This window comes from Amycolatopsis palatopharyngis (assembly GCF_003385185.1).
Taxonomy (GTDB): Bacteria; Actinomycetota; Actinomycetes; order Mycobacteriales; family Pseudonocardiaceae; genus Amycolatopsis; species Amycolatopsis palatopharyngis.
This window is the reverse complement of record NZ_PQHZ01000028.1, coordinates 58,902-78,037: the sequence shown is the minus strand read 5'-3', so window position 1 is coordinate 78,037 and position 19,136 is coordinate 58,902. Positions and strand designations below refer to the sequence as shown.

The 19,136-nt window shown below is 68.1% G+C and carries 21 protein-coding genes and 1 riboswitch; of the genes, 13 read left to right on the top strand and 8 right to left on the bottom strand.

The window, feature by feature from the left end; all coding sequences use genetic code 11:
• Positions 1–63 precede the first annotated feature (63 nt).
• The 5 genes from clsA (at position 64) to D0C15_RS20865 (ending at position 3,318) form a co-directional block, all read left to right on the top strand.
• Positions 64–681 carry a cardiolipin synthase ClsA gene (gene clsA / locus D0C15_RS20885; RefSeq protein WP_116048144.1) on the top strand — a complete coding sequence of 206 codons (618 nt, stop codon included), beginning with the start codon at positions 64–66 and terminating at the stop codon, positions 679–681.
• 152 nt (positions 682–833) lie between these two features.
• A complete protein-coding gene (gcvH, locus tag D0C15_RS20880) occupies positions 834–1,217 on the top strand; it encodes a glycine cleavage system protein GcvH (RefSeq protein ID WP_116048213.1) in 384 nt (127 codons plus the stop codon).
• A 139-nt stretch (positions 1,218–1,356) separates the two neighbouring features.
• The gene (gene garA, locus D0C15_RS20875) at positions 1,357–1,821 is read left to right on the top strand and encodes a glycogen accumulation regulator GarA (protein WP_116048142.1); all 465 of its coding nucleotides are present in this window, start codon (positions 1,357–1,359) and stop codon (positions 1,819–1,821) included.
• The gene (gene ftsR, locus D0C15_RS20870) at positions 1,818–2,582 is read left to right on the top strand and encodes a transcriptional regulator FtsR (RefSeq protein WP_162830174.1); all 765 of its coding nucleotides are present in this window, start codon (positions 1,818–1,820) and stop codon (positions 2,580–2,582) included. The genes garA and ftsR overlap by 4 nt, the downstream gene beginning before the upstream one ends.
• Before the next feature lie 262 nt (positions 2,583–2,844).
• Complete coding sequence (locus D0C15_RS20865; protein WP_091677228.1) at positions 2,845–3,318, top strand: bifunctional nuclease family protein; 474 nt, start codon at positions 2,845–2,847, stop codon at positions 3,316–3,318.
• A gap of 51 nt (positions 3,319–3,369) precedes the next feature.
• Here the strand turns inward: D0C15_RS20865 and D0C15_RS20860 are convergent, their stop codons facing one another.
• Positions 3,370–4,023 carry a TetR/AcrR family transcriptional regulator gene (locus D0C15_RS20860; protein ID WP_116048140.1) on the bottom strand — a complete coding sequence of 218 codons (654 nt, stop codon included), beginning with the start codon at positions 4,021–4,023 and terminating at the stop codon, positions 3,370–3,372.
• A 243-nt stretch (positions 4,024–4,266) separates the two neighbouring features.
• Here D0C15_RS20860 and D0C15_RS20855 point away from each other — a divergent pair, with 243 nt between their 5' ends.
• Both D0C15_RS20855 and D0C15_RS20850 read left to right on the top strand, forming a co-directional pair.
• Positions 4,267–4,833, top strand: coding sequence for a MerR family transcriptional regulator (locus D0C15_RS20855; protein ID WP_116048138.1), 567 nt, complete (start codon positions 4,267–4,269; stop codon positions 4,831–4,833).
• Between the two features lie 78 nt (positions 4,834–4,911).
• A riboswitch (glycine riboswitch) is annotated at positions 4,912–5,012 on the top strand.
• Positions 5,013–5,206: 194 nt separating this feature from the next.
• The gene (locus tag D0C15_RS20850; RefSeq protein ID WP_116048135.1) at positions 5,207–5,998 is read left to right on the top strand and encodes a helix-turn-helix domain-containing protein; all 792 of its coding nucleotides are present in this window, start codon (positions 5,207–5,209) and stop codon (positions 5,996–5,998) included.
• A 25-nt stretch (positions 5,999–6,023) separates the two neighbouring features.
• Here D0C15_RS20850 and D0C15_RS20845 read toward each other — a convergent pair whose 3' ends face one another.
• The 7 genes from D0C15_RS20845 to D0C15_RS20815 all read right to left on the bottom strand — a co-directional run bounded on the left by D0C15_RS20845 (position 6,024) and on the right by D0C15_RS20815 (position 12,917).
• Positions 6,024–6,686, bottom strand: coding sequence for a hypothetical protein (locus tag D0C15_RS20845; RefSeq protein WP_116048133.1), 663 nt, complete (start codon positions 6,684–6,686; stop codon positions 6,024–6,026).
• Positions 6,687–6,798: 112 nt separating this feature from the next.
• Positions 6,799–7,734, bottom strand: coding sequence for a 3-methyladenine DNA glycosylase (locus tag D0C15_RS20840; protein WP_245976060.1), 936 nt, complete (start codon positions 7,732–7,734; stop codon positions 6,799–6,801).
• Positions 7,735–7,736: 2 nt separating this feature from the next.
• Positions 7,737–8,786, bottom strand: coding sequence for a hemolysin family protein (locus tag D0C15_RS20835; RefSeq protein ID WP_116048131.1), 1,050 nt, complete (start codon positions 8,784–8,786; stop codon positions 7,737–7,739).
• A complete protein-coding gene (locus D0C15_RS20830; RefSeq protein ID WP_162830173.1) occupies positions 8,783–10,147 on the bottom strand; it encodes a hemolysin family protein in 1,365 nt (454 codons plus the stop codon). Before D0C15_RS20830 ends, D0C15_RS20835 begins: the two co-directional genes overlap by 4 nt.
• Before the next feature lie 233 nt (positions 10,148–10,380).
• Entirely contained in the window at positions 10,381–10,947 is a 567-nt protein-coding gene (locus tag D0C15_RS20825) for a TIGR03086 family metal-binding protein (RefSeq protein ID WP_116048127.1), read from the bottom strand.
• Positions 10,948–10,995: 48 nt separating this feature from the next.
• Complete coding sequence (locus D0C15_RS20820; protein ID WP_116048125.1) at positions 10,996–11,592, bottom strand: TetR/AcrR family transcriptional regulator; 597 nt, start codon at positions 11,590–11,592, stop codon at positions 10,996–10,998.
• 134 nt (positions 11,593–11,726) lie between these two features.
• Positions 11,727–12,917 carry a Glu/Leu/Phe/Val dehydrogenase dimerization domain-containing protein gene (locus D0C15_RS20815; protein ID WP_116048122.1) on the bottom strand — a complete coding sequence of 397 codons (1,191 nt, stop codon included), beginning with the start codon at positions 12,915–12,917 and terminating at the stop codon, positions 11,727–11,729.
• Between the two features lie 320 nt (positions 12,918–13,237).
• Between D0C15_RS20815 and D0C15_RS20810 the strand changes: the two genes are divergently transcribed.
• The 6 genes from D0C15_RS20810 to D0C15_RS20785 all read left to right on the top strand — a co-directional run bounded on the left by D0C15_RS20810 (position 13,238) and on the right by D0C15_RS20785 (position 19,099).
• A complete protein-coding gene (locus D0C15_RS20810; RefSeq protein WP_116048119.1) occupies positions 13,238–14,161 on the top strand; it encodes a LysR family transcriptional regulator in 924 nt (307 codons plus the stop codon).
• A gap of 80 nt (positions 14,162–14,241) precedes the next feature.
• A complete protein-coding gene (locus D0C15_RS20805) occupies positions 14,242–15,528 on the top strand; it encodes a glutamate-cysteine ligase family protein (RefSeq protein ID WP_116048117.1) in 1,287 nt (428 codons plus the stop codon).
• A 7-nt stretch (positions 15,529–15,535) separates the two neighbouring features.
• Positions 15,536–16,873: an ergothioneine biosynthesis protein EgtB gene (gene egtB / locus D0C15_RS20800; protein ID WP_116048115.1), complete on the top strand. Its 1,338-nt coding sequence runs from the start codon at positions 15,536–15,538 to the stop codon at positions 16,871–16,873.
• Positions 16,874–16,876: 3 nt separating this feature from the next.
• Positions 16,877–17,632, top strand: coding sequence for an ergothioneine biosynthesis protein EgtC (gene egtC, locus D0C15_RS20795; protein ID WP_116048113.1), 756 nt, complete (start codon positions 16,877–16,879; stop codon positions 17,630–17,632).
• A gap of 5 nt (positions 17,633–17,637) precedes the next feature.
• Positions 17,638–18,621 (top strand): L-histidine N(alpha)-methyltransferase, encoded by a 984-nt coding sequence (egtD, locus tag D0C15_RS20790; RefSeq protein WP_116048111.1) that lies wholly within the window; start codon positions 17,638–17,640, stop codon positions 18,619–18,621.
• A 58-nt stretch (positions 18,622–18,679) separates the two neighbouring features.
• Positions 18,680–19,099 carry a nitroreductase family deazaflavin-dependent oxidoreductase gene (locus D0C15_RS20785; protein WP_116048205.1) on the top strand — a complete coding sequence of 140 codons (420 nt, stop codon included), beginning with the start codon at positions 18,680–18,682 and terminating at the stop codon, positions 19,097–19,099.
• Positions 19,100–19,136: the final 37 nt, after the last annotated feature.

Genomic DNA, 19,136 nt, shown 5'->3' with positions numbered 1-19,136 from the left:
GTGAGCGAACCGGAGACTTCGCAGAGGGACGGGTCGAACCGTCCTGAAGACGGGCAGGCGGCAGTGGCCGGGCAGAGCCGATCGGCTGCCCGGCCGGAGCCGTCGCTGGCCCGGCAGGCGCTCACGGTGCCCAATCTGCTCTCGATCCTTCGCCTTGCGCTGGTGCCGGTCTTTCTCTGGTTGCTGCTGGGGCCCGAGGAAGACGGCTGGGCGCTGGCCGTCCTGATGTTCGCCGGCTTCAGTGACTGGCTCGACGGAAAGCTGGCGCGCTGGCTGGACCAGATGAGCAGGTTGGGCCGGTTGCTCGATCCCGCCGCAGATCGGCTCTACATCGCCGCGACACTGATCGCGTTCCTGTTCCGCGACATCGTGCCGTGGTGGCTGGTGGTGGCGCTGCTGACGCGTGAACTCTGTGTCGGGGTCTGCCTGCTCGTCCTGCGCTGGCGTGGTTTCGGGCCACCGGAGGTCACCTACGTAGGCAAGGCCGCCACGTTCAATCTGATGTACGCCTTCCCGTTGCTGCTGCTGACCCAGGGCGGCTCGACGATGGCCGAGGTGGCCCGCCCGGTGGCGTACGCCTTCTCGCTATGGGGCGCGGTGCTCTACTTCTGGTCCGGAGTGCTGTATGTGGTCCAGACCGTGCGCGCCGTTTCCGGTGCGTCCAGAAACTCCGTGCGTTAGCCACCCGCCTGCCCGGCCGCTGGACCGGTTCAGCCGAATTCCGGGCGAAACCGACGCCCGGTCGAGTGGAGGACCTCGCGCCCGCGCGGCAAGATGACGCGAGCGGGCGGGCGGACGGCTACGCTCGGGCCACGGGAGGAAAGGGGAACGTGTTGTCCACACCCGGGGAACTTCGCTACACCGAGGAGCACGAGTGGGTCGCCGCTCGCGAGGGCGGCCCGGTGCGGGTCGGCATCACCGAGTACGCGCAGGACCAGTTGGGCGACGTCGTGTTCGTCGACCTCCCCGCGGTCGGCGCGGCGGTATCCGCTGGCGAGGTGTTCGGCGAGGTGGAGTCCACCAAGAGCGTTTCGGAGTTGTTCGCTCCCGTGGACGGCGAGGTCGTCGCCGTGAACGAGGACGTTTCGCAGTCGCCGGAGCTGCTCAACAGCGACCCCTACGGCGAGGGCTGGCTCGTCGAGATCGCACCCACCGACCCGGCCAGCGTGGACGCACTGCTCGACGCCGATGCCTACAGCAAGCTCATCGGCGGCTGACACCCGGGACCGGCCGTGCTCGCGCCGCAATCGTGACATGGCGGAAGGGGGAGCCCCGGCGTCCGGAACCGATCAGGCACGGTACGTTGGCAACCACACGTTCTCCAGTACCGAACCTTCCAGTGCGTAAGGAGCTCAGGTGAGCACGAACGACGGGCCCGGCGTTCCCCCGGAGCAGTCTCCGGAGCGGACCTCCGTCTTCCGGGCCGACTTCCTCGCCGAGGTCGAGGGCCAGGAGACGCAGGCACCCGAGCCGCCAGTTGCCGGGGTCGACGCGCTGCCGGCCGGATCGGCATTGCTGGTCGTCAAGCGGGGCCCGAACGCTGGGTCGCGCTTCCTGCTCGACAGGGACACCACCAGTGCGGGCAGGCACCCGGACAGCGACATCTTCCTCGACGATGTGACGGTTTCGCGCAGGCACGCGGAGTTCCGCCGTGAGGGTGGCGAGTTCGTGGTGATCGACGTCGGCAGCCTGAACGGCACCTACGTCAATCGCGAGCCGGTCGACCAGGCGGTTCTCGCGGGCGGTGACGAGGTACAGATCGGGAAGTTCCGCCTCGTCTTCCTGACCGGGCCCGGACACGGGGGCCAGGGGGCACAGTGACGGCGGCCGGGCGGCCACAGCGCGATGGATTGAGCATCGGGGCCGTGCTGGCGCAGCTGCGCGGCGATTTTCCCGACGTCACCATTTCGAAGATCCGGTTCCTCGAATCCGAGGGACTGGTTCAACCTGGCCGTACGCCGTCCGGTTATCGGCAGTTCGCCGCCGCGGACGTCGAACGGTTGCGGTTCGTGCTGTCCGCCCAGCGGGATCATTACCTGCCGCTGAAGGTCATCAAGGAGCAGTTGGACGCCGCGGATCGTGGCATCGAACCGGCGACACCGGCACCCCGCCTGCCCCGCAAGCTGGTGTCGCTCGGTGCGCCGGGGGACGAGCACCTCGACGGCGGAGGAACGCCGGTGCCCTGCGCGGACGACTTCGCGTCGCGCCGGGAGACCCGGTTGACGCAGGAAGAGCTGCTCGCCGAGGCTGGGGTCGATGCGGAGACGCTGAGCGAGCTGCAGCAGTACGGGCTGATCCGGCCCGGCCCGGCCGGCTTCTTCGACGGCGATGCGGTGCTGGTCGCGAAGACGGTCAAGGCGATGACGGACTTCGGAATCGAGCCGAGGCATCTGCGCGCGTTCCGGGCGTCCGCCGACCGCGAAGTCGGTCTGCTGGAACAGATTGTCGCTCCCGTGTTCCGGCATCGTGACGCGGGAGCGAAGGAGCGGGCAGACGAATTGGTGCGCGAACTCGCCGCGCTGTCGGTGACCCTGCATACCTTGCTGGTCAAGGCGGGCATCCGCGGCGTGACCGGGCACTGAACGGGCCGAGAGGCCGGCTTCCGGGGCTGTGATGGAACCGATTTCGGCACAATGCTGTGACCCCAGATTCGGCGTGGAATGCCGTACGGTTGGGGATGGGTTTGCCTAGGATGGACCCGGAGCAGTCGACACAGCCACCACGACAGCGAGCACACGACACCAGCGAGCACAGCGCTCACGGGACGGGTACCGTCGATATTGTCGATGCGGGATCCTCGTACCAGCGCTGCAGCCCGCGCGCAGAAGAGGGAGGCGAAGCCCGATGAACGAGATGCGCGTCGTCGGTGTACGGGTCGAGTTGCCCGCGAATCAGCCGATCTTGTTGCTGCGCGAGACTGAGGGCGAGCGATACCTGCCGATCTGGATCGGCTCGGTCGAAGCCACGGCGATCGCGTTGGAGCAGCAGGGAGTTCGTCCAGCAAGGCCGCTTACCCATGACCTTCTGAAAGAGGTCATCGGCGCGCTGGGACGTGAACTTGAGCAGGTCGTGATCACCGATCTGCGTGAAGGCACCTTCTTCGCCGAACTCGTGTTCGACGGTGACATCCGGGTATCCGCACGCCCGAGCGACTCGATCGCGCTGGCCCTGCGTGCGGGGGTGCCGATCCACGCCGAGGACGGCGTCCTCGAGGAGGCCGGTCTGATCATCCCGGACGAGCAGGAGGACGAGGTCGAGAAGTTCCGCGAATTCCTCGACTCGGTATCGCCGGAAGACTTCCGCGGCGCGGACACCTAGAGGGCCTCCGCCGCCATGGCCGAACCGGCGCCGGATAAGCCTCCGGCGTGGTTACTGGGTCTGAGCGGGGGCAGCGCGGGTGGCGCGGTCGAAGAGCCCGGCGAGTTCCTGGCCGTACGCCTGAACGTCCAGTTCCGGGTTCTCGGTGAGCCGTAGTGACACGCCGTCCAGTGCCTGTCTGATCGTCATGGCCATGACGGCCACGTCGAATTCGCCGAACACTCCCTCTCGCTGTCCCTGGTGCAGTTGCCGTTCGAGGCGGCCGACCCGGAGGTCGTGCCAGACCATGCCGAGGATCGGAGCCCCCAGGTCGCCTCGCGCGTGGGTGCCGATCTCGACGAGTGTCCGCATGTGTTCGGGGTACGCGCCGAGGAAGGCGATCTCGGACTCGATGCAGGCGCGCAGCAGTCTCGCACGGCAGGCCTTTCGCGGCGTCCGTGTTCCGAGGAAGCTGTCCATGGTGTCGATGATGCTGCTGAGTGTCGCCTGCATGAGATCGGCTTTTCCGGCGAAGTGGTAGGAGATGAGCCTCGTGCTGCTCAATCCTGCCCGCTCGACGATGCGGGCGAAGGACGTCTTCGAGTAGCCGATCTCCGCGACTGTCGCGATGGTCGCTTCGATGATCTGCCCGCGTCGGGTGTGCTCGCCGGCGCCGCGACCCATTCCGTTGCCGAACTGCTCGGCGCGTTCGCTGTTTACTTGCATGAGTAAGAAGTTACCTGGGCAAGTAAGAGGCGTCAAAGGGAGGTGCCGTCCCGGAGAGCTGGCCGGGTGCCCGCGCGTCGCGTTGACCGCTTCGTCCGACCCGCTTACCGTCGGAGGAGATAAATCGCGTCAGTGTAGTTCCCCTGCCGGTGTGCTGCTGGTCGCGATTGTCATCCGGGGTTCCCGCTCCTGGGAGCCGCGGTGTCGTTCGTCGGCCATGGGGCCGGGCGAGGGGAGGCATGCGTGGTCGAGGAGAGGCCGATCGAGGCCGTCGACGGCGAGCAGGGTGAGTTGTTCCCCGATGCGTCGCTGCCGGACGAGCTGGTCGGCTACCGGGGTCCGGCCGCGTGTCAGATCGCCGGTATCACCTATCGCCAGCTCGACTACTGGGCCAGGACGAAGCTCGTCGCACCGAGTATCCGCACCGCACATGGCTCCGGCTCGCAACGTCTCTACTCGTTCAAGGACATCCTCGTCCTGAAGATCGTGAAGCGGCTGCTCGATACCGGGGTGTCGTTGCAGAACATCAGGGTCGCGGTCGAGCACCTGCGGGTACGAGGTGTGCGGGATCTGGCCAGGGTGACGTTGTTCTCGGACGGCACGACCGTCTACGAGTGCACCTCACCGGAGGAGATCGTGGATCTGCTGCAGGGCGGTCAGGGCGTGTTCGGCATCGCGGTCAGCGGCGCCATGCAGGAGATCAGCGGGACGATTCACGAGTTCCCCGCGGAGCGCGCCGACGGCGGCGAGATCGAGCAGCAGGTTCCCGACGAACTCTCACAGCGGCGAAGCGCCCGGCGTACGGGCTGACCCGCCTGCGCTTCTGCCCGGGCACCTACCGCTCGGACCGCACGGAGGCGGGGGCGCTAAGGTGATCAGCGTTGTCGCCGAACCCGCGCGGGAGAGACCAGGCCACCAACAGTGGGTCTGGCGCCGAAGGAGCAACTCCTCCCCGGAAACTCTCAGGCATCAGGGACCGCGGGGGTGAGACGCCTCTGGAAAGCGGGTCGTCGGGCTACCCTCCGCCGGCCCCGCCGAAGGTGCAAGCCCAGCAGAAAGCAGGGCGAACCTCTCAGGCGCCCGGTTCACGGGCACGGACAGAGGGGGAGGCCATTCCAGCTTCGCAGTGGATTGACCTGCGAGGTAATGGTTACGGTGAACCGCCGCCGGTAACGTCCTACCGGTGACGACGACGATCTCAGCTCGCCCGGTAGGGGAACTGCTGCGGGAGTGGCGCGACCGGCGCCGGACCAGTCAGCTGGACCTCGCCATCGCCGCGGACATCTCCACCCGTCATCTCAGCTTCGTCGAGACCGGGCGGGCGAAACCCAGCAGGGACATGGTGTTGCGCCTCGGTGAGCACCTGGACGTCCCGCTGCGGGAACGCAACCAGCTGCTCCTGGCGGCCGGGTACGCCCCGATCTACTCGGAGTCGTCGCTCAGTGATCCCGCCCTTGCCGTCGCACGGCAGGCGGTGCGCAGACTGTTGCGGGCACACGAACCATATCCGGCGGTGGTGATCGACAGGTTGTGGAATCTGGTCGATGGCAACGCGAGTATCGCGGTGCTGACCGAAGGAGTGGCGCAGGACCTGCTCACCCCGCCGGTGAACGTCCTGCGCGTCACTCTGCATCCGGAGGGGATGGCTTCGCGGATCGCCAATCTGGGGGAGTGGCGGGCCCACCTGCTGGGCAGGCTGCGGCGCGAGGTGCGGGCGACGGCGGACGGCGCGCTGGCGGAGTTGCTCGCCGAGTTAAGGGCGTATCCGTGCGAGGACGAGGTTCCCGAGGTCGACGTGCCGGGGCCGGGGGACATCGTGGTGCCGCTGCGGTTACGGCATGGTGCCGGCGAACTCACGTTCTTCAGCACGGTCGCCACGTTCGGCACGCCACTCGACGTCACACTCGCGGAGCTGTCGATCGAGTCGTTCTACCCCGCGGACGATGCCACGGCCGAAACGCTCATCCGGCGCTGACATCCGGCGCTGACAACGCCGGATGTCAGCGCGGGGACACCCCGTTGCCGGCGAAGAGCTGCTGCTGTGCGGGTTCGAGCAGGAACGCGCGGAACGACTGTGTCGCGTGCTCGTGCACGACGGTGATGCCCTCCCCGGACAGGCCGAGGAAGGGGTAGTCCGCCGAGCCGCCAGAGGCCACCGACTCGGCGGGGGAGCCGATCAGCTGCGGCTCGGTGCTGTCCAGTTCGCTGGTCCACCAGGAGGACTCGGGGATCCAGCCGGCGGGCAGGCCGTCGATCGGTTCGAGGCCGGTCTTACCGGTCAGGGCGTCGAGCACCGCCCTGGAGGCGACGGCGTCGACGTTGACCCGCACGCAGTGGGCGCGTACGACCGTGTTGGCCTGGTTCCAGCGCTGAGCCGCGGCGGTGACCGCCTTCTCCGCACTGGGGGTGACGACGACGCGCAGCGCGGTGTCGCCCTCCGGGCAACTGGACGCCTGGGCCTCGGCGCGGCGGTTGAGCATGTCGTCGGCCCAGTTCCAGCCGGTCCAGCCGAGGCCGAGCAGGGCGACGAGTACCGCACACGCGATGGGCCATGCGGCGATCCTGCGGCGGGGACCGCGCCCGATGACCCTGTGGGTGCCAGTGGAGGTGCAACTGTCGGGAGACGGCGGAGCCGGAATTTCGACCCTGCTGTGACGCCCCATCGATGTCCTTCCACTCGCGAAACCCGGCAAAGCCGGAAGTTGATTGCCCTCCGTGCATTACCAAAACGTTATCACTCTAACAGGGGATGAACTCTGGACAACCTGATGACTCTCAGTTGTGAGAATCGTCCAAGAAAGTGTTCTCGCCGAGCAGGAGTTCGTGGCAGTGCGCGATCAATCGTGCGCGTAGCGGAGCAGCGCGTCGCGCGAACTCCGCCTGGATGCGCGCGTATTCCGCCCGTCCCTGTGCCGTCTCGATCCGAAGCGGGTCGTAGCCGAGGCCGCTCAGGTCGTACGGGCTCGCCCGCATGTCGGTCTCCCGAATCTCGACCGCGAGCTCGAAGCAGTCGCCGACCAGCTCGGCCGGGATGAACGGGGCCAGTTTGTAGGACCATTTGAACAGGTCCATGTTCGTGTGCAGGCACCCCGGCTGTTCCAGTTCGAGCTGGGACTCCCGCGTGGGTTGCAGCGAGTTCAGGGGCCGGGCCGGCGAGGTGAAGAAACGGAAGGCGTCGTAGTGGCCGCAGCGAATTTCCAGCGACTCCACCAGTTCGTCCGTGCCGGCCGTGCCGAGCCGGAGCGGAAGCTGGGCGTGCCGGACCTCGTCAACCGGTTGGCGGTACACCATCGCCCATTCGTGTAGCCCGAAGCAGTTCAGCCGTGGCGACCGTGCGGCGGTCGATTCGAGCAACGACGCCACGAACCTCGCGGTGCGTACCCGGGCGCCGGTGAACGCCGCGGGGTCCAGTACGACGCCGTTCTCGGTCTCGCGGTAACCGGGGCGGTCGAGGAACCGGCGGGCAGCGGTTCCCGCCAGCACCACTCCCGCACCAGGATGCCACCGCTGGAGGTGGGTCGGGCGGTGCGAGTAGTAGGTGAAAAGAAAGTCCAGTACTGGATGCTTCTCACCACGCGAGCGGCGTTCCTGGTGCGGCTCGGTCCAGCGGCGCATACGCTCGGAATGGGCATGCGCCCGGTCGAGCCAGACTGATTCGGCCAGAGTGGTCCCGGTCAGCACACCCGTCGAGTCACCGCTGCCCTCGTGCATGTTCACAGGGTCACATGGGTTCCGTCGCGCACGGTGCCCACGTACTCCTCGACCAGGTCCTCCAGCGCCACGACGCCGACCACTTCACCGTGCTCGTCGATGGCCCTCGCCAGATGGCTTCCGTCCGCCCGCATCGCCGACAGCGCCTCGTCCAGACGCGCGATGACCGGCAGTTCCGTGAGATGTCGTGTCTTGCTCTCGGGCACGGTGGTGGCCGGTTCGTCACCGGCCTGGTCGAGCACATCCTTGACGTGGATGTAGCCGACCAGTTCGCCGGTCGCGGTGCGGACGGGGAAGCGTGAGAAGCCGGTGGCGGAGACCGCCCGCTCGACGTCGCCGACCGATGGCGAGCTGGGCAGCGTTTTCAGTTCGTCGATCGGCACCAGCACGTCGGCGACCGTTTTCTGTGCGGAGGACAGCGTCTGACTGAGCCTGCGGTGTTCGGACTGCTCGAGCAGACCCTCCCGGCGGGATTCGCTGAGCAGGCTGGCCAGCTCGTCGGAGGTGTAGGCCGTCTCCAGTTCGTCCTTCGGTTCGACCTTGAAGGCCCGGAGCAGAACGTTCGCCACCGAGTTGAGCAGCCAGATGAACGGATTGGTCAGTTTGACCCATACGACGTGCGCGGGAACGAGCCACAGCGCGAGGCGCTCCGGTTCGGCGATCGCGATGTTCTTCGGCACCATCTCGCCGATGAGTACGTGCAGGAGGGTCATCGCGATCAACGCGACCGCGAAGGCGATGGCGTGCACGACGTAGCCGGGTATCGGCAGGCCGACTGCGGTGAACGCGGCCTCCAGCTGGTGGGCGATCGCGGGCTCGCCGAACTGCAGCAACAGCAGTGAGCAGATCGTGATGCCCAGCTGGGCGCCCGCGAGCATCAGTGACACGTTGCGGCTGGCGTTGATCACGATCCGGGCCCTGGTGTTGCCCTGTTCGAGGAGGGCTTCCAGACGGTCGCGCCGGGAGGAGATCAGGGAGAACTCCGCACCGACGAAGAACGCGTTCGCCAGCAGCAGTACCCCGATCAGGGAAATGGCCACACCGTCGCTCATCGCGCCTCCTCCGAGTCGGTGGAGTCGGAGCCGGTCCCGGCTCCAGGTGGCTGTTCCGGGAGGCGCCGCAGGCACAGCTCCGCGATCCGCAGACGGTCCATCGTGGTCACCGAGACCCGCCACCCGTCGATGTCCAGCTCGTCACCCTCGTCGGGGATCCGGCCGAGCCGTTCGAGTACGAGGCCCGCGATGGTCTCGAAGTCGCCCTCGGGCATCCGGAACCCGGTCAGCTCCCGGATCTCGTCGTCGCGGAGTTGTCCGGAGACCATCCAGCTGTCGGCATCCAGTTGCTGCGACGAGGGTGCCTCGCGTTCGTCGTGCTCGTCGCGGACGTCGCCGATGATCTCCTCGACGACATCTTCCAGCGTGACCATTCCCGCGGTACCGCCGTACTCGTCGACCACCATCGCGAGCTGGAACCTGGATGCCCTGAGCCGATCGAGCAGGGCGTCTCCGGGCAGCGACTCGGGCACCGTGGGCACCGGGCGCATGACCGAGCCGATCTTCACGTTGTCGCGTTCGGTGGCCGGGACGGTGAAGATCTGTTTGACGTGCACGGCTCCCTGCACGTCGTCGAGATCCTCGGCGTAGACCGGGAACCGGGAGAAACCGGTGCGGCGGGAGATGTCCACCAGCGCCTGGATCGGTTCGTCCACAGTGAGCGACTCGACCTGTACGCGAGAGGTCATCAGCTCGCCGGCGTTGCGGTCTCCGAAGCGCAGCGAGCGGCCCAGCAGTTCGGCGGTCGAGGTGTCCAGCGTCCCGCTCTCGGCGCTGCTGCGCACGATCGAGCCGAGCTCCTGGGGCGACCGGGCCGAGCGCAGTTCCTCCTGCGGCTCGATCCCGAACTTGCGGACGACCCAGTTCGCGCTGTTGTTCATCAGGGTGATGAGCCAGCTGAAAAGGGACGAGAACCGGGAGTGGTAGCCCGCGACCGCACGGGCGGTCTGCAATGGCCGCGCGATCGCCAGGTTCTTCGGCATCATCTCGCCGACCACCATCGACAGCGAGGTGGCGAGGAAGAGCGCGATGATCAGCGAGGCGCCCTTGGCGACGCCGTCGGGCACGGACATGGCGGACAGTGCGGGCCGGATGAGTTCGCCGATCAGTGGCTCGGCGACGTAACCGGTGACCAGGGTGGTCAAAGTGATGGCGACCTGGGCGCCGGAGAGCTGGAACGACAGGGAGCGATGCGCCTTGAGCAGGGCTTTCGACCGGCGGTCACCGACCTGGCGGACGTTGGCCTCGACCGTGCTGCGCTCGAGCGTGGTGAGCGAGAACTCCGCGGCGACGGCCAGGCCGGTACCCACGGTGAGCAGCAGAACGAAAAGGACACCGCCGATGGAGAGCAGAACGTCCATCAGCGTGCTCCGCCGAAGATCCGGCGGGCTGGGGCTCCGGGATCCGCGGAATCAGCGGGATCTACGGGGCTTTCGGGGAAGCCGGGTGCGCCACCCGGCTCAGTACTGTCACCAGGTGACTGCGCATCGCGCACGGTAGGGATTCACTCCTCGGGTCTTCAACAGGAAATGCGGTGTGCTCATCATAGCGAGCCGCATGCTCCGCTGCCTGGGGGATTGCGCAGTGGTGCTGATCACCCAGGGTCACGACCGACGAGTCCGAGTAACCGGGCGACCGGGCCCGCGTCGGCGGGGACCGCTACCGGAGGGGCGAAAATGCCCGCACCCTGCCACTGCTCGACCTCGGGGCCGATCTGTTCCAGCAGTGTCCCGGCCAGATCGGGGTCGATCGGGTCCGGCGCGTCGATGGCGACGGCCAGGTCCCATCCGTGCACCGCGAGATCCAGGGTCATCTGCCAGCCGTACTCGTCGGCCGCGATCTGCCCCGAGCTGACGTTGACCCGGCCGTCCAGTGCTCCCGGCCGCGTCCAGGCGGACCGTGCGGCCGTGGCCGCCTCCGTCCACGACTGGAGCGGATCGCTTCCGAGAACGTCGCCGTCGAAGCGATCGCCGACCTCGTCCAGAGTCCTGCCCGCGAGCAGGTGGGGTACCCAGAGCTGTTCGTAGACGAGGTGGTTCACCAGGTCGTGGACGTTCCATTCGGTGCAGGGAGTCTGGTTCTGCCATTGGCGCTGACCGACCTGGAGGATGACACGGTCGAAACCGCGCAGGGCGCGGCCGTGGGCGTCGAGAAGGTCCATGCCTCCACTCCAGCATGGTCTCGCGGCGGACGCAGACCGGCCGGGTGATCAGGCGGAGGTGGCTTCGTTTCGGGCCCGATGCCTGCGGACGGTCTCCTCGACCAGATCGAGCACCGGGCCGAGGTTGTCCGCGGGAAGGCCCATGGCGAGGTGGGAGACCAGGCCTTCGAGTACCAGTTCGAGAAACGCGGTGAGCACCTGCACGTCGACGTCGTCGCGCAGGTTGCCGGCTTCACGCTGGCGCTGCAGCCTGCGCCGGGTCGCCGTGGTGAGCTGTTCGGATCGCTCCGCCCACCTGGCGCGGAACTCCGGGTCGGTACGCAGTCGCCGCGACACCTCGAGCCGGGTGCCCAGCCAGTCCGCGGGGTGCTCACTCCCGTTGGCCAGCAGATCTCGCATCACCTGCACGAGACCCTGTTCCGCGACCACATCCGCCATACGTGCCGCGTCGTCCTCCGCGAGTGCGAGGAAGAGCGACTCCTTGTCGCGGAAGTGGTGGAAGATCGCGCCGCGGGAAAGCCGCGTGGCTTCCTCGAGGCGACGGACCGTGGCACCCTCGTAGCCGTGGCGCGCGAAGCAGACCCGCGCGCCGTCGAGTATCTGCCGCCGGCGTGCGTCGAGGTGGTCCTGGCTGACGCGTGGCATTCCCTGATCCTGTCACCCAGGGTGGGGCCCATGCAATCAGTACGTACGTACTGTTATTCGTGTCGCCACAGGTGCGCGATCGGGCCGGGTTCGCGACCTCTCGGTCACGTTCCCGGCCCGTATCGGTCCCGTGCTCAGGGAATGGTCAGCGCTGGCTCGTGCACCGACTGGACCTCGGTCAGTGCGCTCCGGTTGGCGACGGCCAGTTCGGCCGCGGTCTGCCTTGGCGGAATGCCGCTGACGGACCACTCGCCGAGCAGCAGCGCCACCTTCGCCTGCATCTCCGTGCGGAGCCGGTGGAAGGAGTCGGCTGGATCCGCACCGACCTGTCCCAGCAACAGCCACCATGCCCAGGCCGCGGCACCCGCGTTGGCCACGAAGTCCGGCACCACGGGGATACCGCGGGCGGCCAGCATGGCCTCGGCCTCCGGGGTGGTCGCGGAGTTGGCCGCCTCGATGACCACCTTGGCGGCGACGTCGATCGAGTTGTCGGGTGTGATGGCGTAGGAGATCGCGGCGGGCACGAGGATGTCCGCCTCGATGCCCATCACGGCGTTGCGTGGCAGGCGCTGGACGTCGGCCGGCACCTTCGACCGGTCGACCTCGCCGTAGGCGTCTCGCAGTTCGAGCAGCGCCGGAACGTCGAGACCCTCGGGGCGGTACAGCGTGCCCGCGGCATCGGCGACGGCTACGACCCGCATACCCGCCTCGTGCAGGTACCACGCGGCGCCGCCGCCCATCGTGCCGATGCCCTGGATAGCGACGGTCGTTTCGAACGCGTGCCAGCCCCAGGTGCCCGCGACCCCGATGCATGCCTGTGCGACGCCGTACCCGCCGATGACATCGCCGAGCAGCAGCCCGCCGGGCACCGGAGCGTTGAGCCCGGCCTGGACCCTGCGCAGGGTCCGGCCCGGATCGGCGGAGCGGCGAATCGCCGCGTGGTACGACTGCTCGAGGCCGAGCCGATCGAACACCTCGTCGATCAGGTGCTGGGGCACGCCGAGGTCCTCGGCGGTAACCCAGTGAGCGTCCAGCCAGGGCCGCATCGCCGAGCAGAAGCGCTCCAGCACGCCCATCGCCCTCGGGTCCTTGGGATCGAAGTCGATCCCGCCCTTGGCTCCGCCGACCGGCAGGTTGAATGTCGCGGTCTTGGCGGCCATGCCTCTGGCCAGGTCCTCAACCTCGGAGATCGTGCAGCCCGCACGCATCCTGGTGCCGCCGGTGGCCAGCCCGGAGACGAGCGTGTGCACCACCAGATAACCGCGGGTACCGGTTACCGGATCTGTCCACGTCAACCTCACCAATGGTTCGGTGCTGTCAGCCACTCAACCCACCTCCAAGCTGCTCATATCTCGACAAACCAGTCGGTCCGGCGTTGCCGATATTCACCGCCGAGGGCATACCGCAGAGCCGATCCGCTTACCGTGTGGATCGGCGTATTCAGGGGTGCTGAGCTGCGAGTTTCCAAGGCGGCCGCATCGTGGGGCCGGTACGTCCAGAGTGCCTTCGTAGTGGGATGCCCGTCCAGTTACGGATCATGCACGTAACCGTTCACGCTTCCTGCATCATCACCGCGCGCACGCGAGGACCCGTCCCGCAGTCCCTCGGTTGGGCGCCGTTGCCGGGCGTGCTTAATCTTGACCACATGGAGCTGTCGTTGCACCGGTTGCGGATGCTTCGTGAGTTGCACCGGAGGGGGACGGTGACAGCGGCCGCGGCGGCACTGCACTACACCGCCTCCGCCGTGTCCCAGCAGTTGGCGCAGCTCGAACGCGATGTCGGTGCGAAGTTGTTCGAGCGGCTCGGCAGGCGGGTGCAGCTCACCGAACTCGGAATGCTGCTCGCCGAACACGCGGAGGAGATCCTGGGTTCGGTGGAGCGGGCCACCATGGCGCTCGAGGAGGCGCAGGAGGCGGTCACCGTACGGCTGACTGCGGGGGTGTGGGCCTCGGTCGCGTCCGGACTGCTGCCTTCCGCGCTCACCGCACTGGCCGCCGAGCATCCGGGAATCCAGGTACGGACAAGGGAACTCGCCCCGGAGGACACCGCTGACGCGGTGCGTGACGGCACCTTGGACTTCTCGTTCGTCATCGACTACTCGGACACCCCGATGCCCTGGGACCCAGGTCTGGAGCGGGCCGTCATCGCCGTGGAACGCCTGCATGCCGCGGTGCCGACCGGCGCGGTGCCAAGCGGCACGATGTCGTTGCTCGAACTCGCCGAACACCCGTGGATCCTGGCGAGTCCGCGGAGTCACTTCGGCCGGGCGGTGCGGGTGGCGTGCCAGCGCAGCGGTTTCGACCCGAAGATCAATCACGAGGTCGGGGAGCAGGCGACGGCGCTGGCCATGGTCGGGGCGGGACTCGGTGTCACGCTCGTATCCGACCTGGGGCTGACACTGCTGCCACCAGGCGTGGATGTGGTGGCGCTGAACAATCCGGTGATGCGCACGGTGGCGATCGCCTACCGCACCACCGCGGCCCGCAGGCCGTCACTGCAGCTGGTGATCGACGCCGTGCGTGCCGCGGCCGCCGAACTCGGGCTCGGGGCTCGCTCCCCGCTGCCGTGATCCGCCTGCTCGTCTGCGATTGTCGGAGCCCGCGTGTAGCGTCCGATCGTAAGAGCTTTCCGGACTGATCAGGCGGTGCGATGACTGCGGTTCACGCGCATTTCCCGGATGCGGAACGCACGGGAAGGGCCGATGTCGCGACGGCCAACAGAACGGCCCGTGTGCTCGCCGACCGCGCGGAAGGGGAGGCGTATGTGGCGTCGGTCTGCTTCAAGCACGGGCCACCGCGGCTGGTCGGTGCCGAACTCGAGTACACCGTGCACCACATCGCCGACCCCGCCCGACCGCTGGATCCGGACATCCTCGCCGCCGCGCTCGGCCCGCACACTCCGCGCACACTGCGCGCGGACAGCCCGGCGCAGCCACTGACCGCAGGATCGCCGCTCAGCCTCGAACCCGGTTGCCAGGTCGAGATCTCCGCGCTCCCGCAACCGTCGCTCGCAGAACTCGCCGTCGCCATCTCGACGGACCTCGATCACCTCACCGAACTGCTCGCCCGCCGTGGCCTCGGCCTCGGCGGGCACGGCATCGACGCACACCGTCCGCCACGACGGCTGCTGAACACCGAACGGTATGCCGCGATGGAGCGGCGGTTCGCTCCGTCCGGTTCCGGCGGAATCACCATGATGTGCAGTACCGCGGGACTGCAGGTGTGCCTCGACACCGGCGAGCGGGACCAGTTGCCCGCTCGCTGGTCGGCGCTGCATGCGCTCGGGCCCGTGCTGCTCGCACTGTTCGCGAATTCCGCGAGGCATGCGGGCAGGGACACCGGCAGCGTTTCGGCCCGCTGGCTCGCGGTGCTGGGCACCGAACGAGCCAGGACCTACGCGTCTCGGGTCGCACCGCCGGCCGAGGATCCGGCCGCGGGATGGGCCGCGCGGATGATGGACACCCCGTTGATGGTTCTGCCCAAGCCGGCAGGAGGGTGGGATGCGCCCGCCGGACTGACCTTCGGCGACTGGATCGACCGCAGGGGGCCGGCGGGACGGCTTGCTCCACCCACGACCGACGATCTGGACTACCACCTCACCACGATGTTCACCCCGGTCCGGCCGAGGGGTTACCTGGAGGCCCGGTATCTGGACACCCAGCCGCCGGGGGAGTGGCTGACCCCCGTCGCCCTGCTGACGGCCCTGCTGTCCGGCAAGTCCGTTGTGGACGATGTCCTCGAGGTCTGCCTGCCCGTGGCGCACCTGTGGGAGTCCGCCGCCCACCGCGGGCTCGCCGATGCCGGACTGCGCACCGCGGCGGAGCGGATCGCGGAGATCGGCTGCGCCGCACTGCCGGAGACCGGGCTCGGACCGAGCACGGTGTCGCGACTGGCGACCGACGTGTACCGACGACTGCACAGCGGTAGAAAGGACTGAGCCTGCGATGAGCATCAGCGAGCTCGAATCGACGAACCCGTTGGTGGGGCTGACATCGGATCAGTTGCGCACCCACGCCGCGGAGTCGATGACCCGGGCACGGCAGCGCAGTACCGCGCTCACCGACGCCGTCGACGACGACGATCTCGTCCGGCAACACTCCAAGCTGATGTCGCCGCTGGTGTGGGACCTCGCTCACATCGGCAGTCAGGAGGAGCTGTGGCTCGTCCGCGACGTCGGCGGCCGTACACCGGTGCGCCCGGAGGTGGACGAGCTTTACGACGCGTTCAAACACCCCAGGGCGGACCGTCCCGCGCTGCCGCTGCTCGGGCCGGCCGAGGCACGCGCCTATGTCGCGGAGGTGCGCGCCAAAGCACTCGACGTACTGGATTCCGCGCCGCTGCGCGGGCAGGGGCTGACCGATCACGGCTTCGCCTTCGGCATGATCACCCAGCACGAGCAGCAGCACGCTGAGACGATGCTGGCCACCCACCAACTGCGGACCGGTGAACCCGTACTGCACGCGCCGCCGCCGCCCGCACGACGTTGCGGACCGCTGCCGGACGAGGTGTTCGTCCCGGCGGGCGAGTTCGTGATGGGTACGTCGGCCGAGCCGTGGGCGCTGGACAACGAGCGGCCTGCGCATACGGTCGACGTGGCCGCGTTCTTCCTCGACACCACTCCTGTGACCAACGGCGCCTACATCGAATTCGTCGAGGCCGGTGGTTACACCGACCGGCGATGTTGGAGCGCCGACGGGTGGGCGTATGTCCGGCAGCACGGCATTGTGGCGCCGCGATTCTGGCGCCGGGAGGGAGACGGCTGGTGGCGCACCCGCTTCGGGGTGACGGAGCCGGTGCCCGCGGCGGAGCCGGTGGTGCACGTGTCGTTCCACGAGGCGGCGGCCTACGCCGCGTGGGCGGGCAAACGGCTGCCGACGGAACCGGAGTGGGAGAAGGCCGCGCGATTCGATCCCGCCACCGGGCGCTCCCGCCGATTCCCTTGGGGCGACGAGGATCCGGGGCCGGAGCACGCCAATCTCGGCCAGCGGCACCTGCGTCCGGCTCCCGTGGGGGCGTATCCCGGTGGAGCCTCGGCGCTCGGCGTGCACCAGCTCGTCGGTGATGTCTGGGAGTGGACCGGTTCGGACTTCGGCGGGTACCCGGGGTTCTCGGCCTTTCCGTACCGGGAGTACTCGGAGGTGTTCTTCGGGCCTGCGCACAAAGTGTTACGTGGTGGCTCGTTCGGCACCGCAGCGTCGGCCGTTCGTGGCACCTTCCGGAACTGGGATTATCCGATTCGGCGGCAGATCTTCGCCGGATTCCGTTGTGCCAGGGACGCGTGAGCTGTGTGCCGTCATGTTGCCTATCTCGGCGAGGCCTGCTCTCCGGAAACGTTGCTGCTCGCCGCTCCGCACGCGCTGAGCAGGCAGTCCCACGCCCCAACGGACATGCGTGGGGGAGGAACGGTCAATGTGGACGGATTCGGTATCGGATGGTATCCGGGAGCGACCGATCCCGTCCGATACCGCAGGACCGGTCCGATCTGGGCGGACGCGGGACTCGCCGGGCTGGTGGGATCGCTGCGCAGCACGGCTTTCCTCGCCGCGGTGCGCTCGGCGACTCCCGGCATGCCGGTTTCCGAGGGAGCCTGTGCCCCGTTCGGCGCGGGACAGTGGCTCTTCAGTCACAACGGAGTCGTCCCGGGCTGGCCCGACTCGATGGCCGAGCTCGCGGGCAAACTGCCGATCGCCGACGTCCTCCGGCTGGACGCGCCAACCGATTCCGCGCTCCTGTGGGCACTGTTGTACGACAGGCTCCGCAGTGGGCAGCCACCCGAGGCAGCGGTCACCGGCCTCGTGAGCGAGGTGGACCGGGCCGCACCCGGCGCCCGGCTCAACCTGCTGCTGACCGACGGGGAGCGGATGATCGCGACAGCCTGGTCGCACGCACTTTCCGTGCACCGCGACGCCACCGGTGTCGTGATCGCCTCGGAGCCCTGCGATAGCGGTCCTGGATGGACGTCCGTCCCGGACAGGCATGCGGTGTTCGCCACTCGTGACTCAGTCGATGTCGTCCCCATCAATGCCGATCGGAGCAGTTGAGGATCATGAACGAACGGGATCTGGACGTTCACCGCAGCGAAGAGGCCATCACCACGGCGCTGCGGGCAGATGTGCGTGAGGGGCTTCGCGCCACGCAGAAATGGTTGCCTTCCAAGTGGTTCTACGACGCCAGTGGCAGTGAGCTGTTCGAGCGGATCACCGCGGTGCCGGAGTACTACCCGACGCGGGCCGAGCGGGAGGTGCTGGAACGTGAGTCGCCCGCGATCGCCGTGACGACCGCCGCACACACCCTGGTGGAGCTCGGGTCGGGTTCGAGTGAGAAGACTCGGTTGCTGCTGGACGCGCTGACCGAGCACGGTGCCCTGCGCACGTTCGTCCCGCTGGACGTCTCGGAGACCGCGCTGACCGAAGCGGCACAGGCAATCGCGACGGCCTACCCGCGACTCGAGGTGCGGGGAGTGGTCGGCGATTTCACCGAACATCTCGACCTGCTACCCGGCACGCCGCCCCGGCTAGTCGCTTTCCTCGGTGGGACGATCGGCAACTTCCTGCCCGCGGAGCGGGCGAAGTTCCTGCGCTCGGTACGCGACGTCCTCCAGGAGGGGGAGTGGTTGTTGCTCGGTACGGATCTGGTGAAGGACCAGGACCGGTTGGTGCGCGCTTACGACGATGCCGCGGGGGTGACGGCGGAGTTCAATCGAAACGTGCTGCGGGTCGTCAACGAAAGGCTCGGCGCTGACTTCCGGCCCGAACGGTTCGACCACGTGTCGTACTGGGACGCGGACAACGAATGGATCGAGATGCGGTTGCGGGCCAGCGCGGATATGCGGGTGCGTATCCCCGGGGCGGATCTGGAGGTCGACTTCGCGGAGGGAGAGCACATCCGGACCGAGATCTCCGCGAAGTTCCGGCCGGAGGGAGTCGCGGCCGAACTGGCCGATGCCGGATTCGCACTACGCGAATGGTGGACCGACCGCGCCGGGCAGTTCGGGGTCTCACTCTCCCAGTCCGTGCGGATGATCGAATGAGTACGTGAGGAACCCGCTTCCACGATTCGCCCGCATGGTCGGGACCCGGCCAGGCCTGATGCGCCTGGCCGGTGTGGTGGTCGCCGTGGACCAGCGGCTGCACCGGGTCTCCAGGGGCAGGCTGAGCCTCGTCGCGATCGCCGGCCTGCCATCGCTTCGGTTGACCAGCACCGGGCGCAGATCGGGCTTGGCTAGGCAGAACAACCTGCTCTATCTGCCGCACGGCACCGAGTTCGTGCTGACCGGCTCGAACTGGGGCAGGAGCAACCACCCCGCGTGGGCCTACAACCTGCGGGCGAATTCGCGGGCGACGGTCACTATCCGGGGCAGGGAGATGGCGGTGCGGGCGCGCGAGGTGACCGGTGCCGAGTACGCCCGGCTCTGGTCGGAGTTACTGGAGTTCTGGCCCGGGTACCGCATGGAGCGGGAGGCCGCGGGCCGCGAGTTGCCTGTTTTCGTGCTCACTCCGGACCCGTGAACCACCCTTTCGGTTGGAGATTGCGCCGGGACTCCTG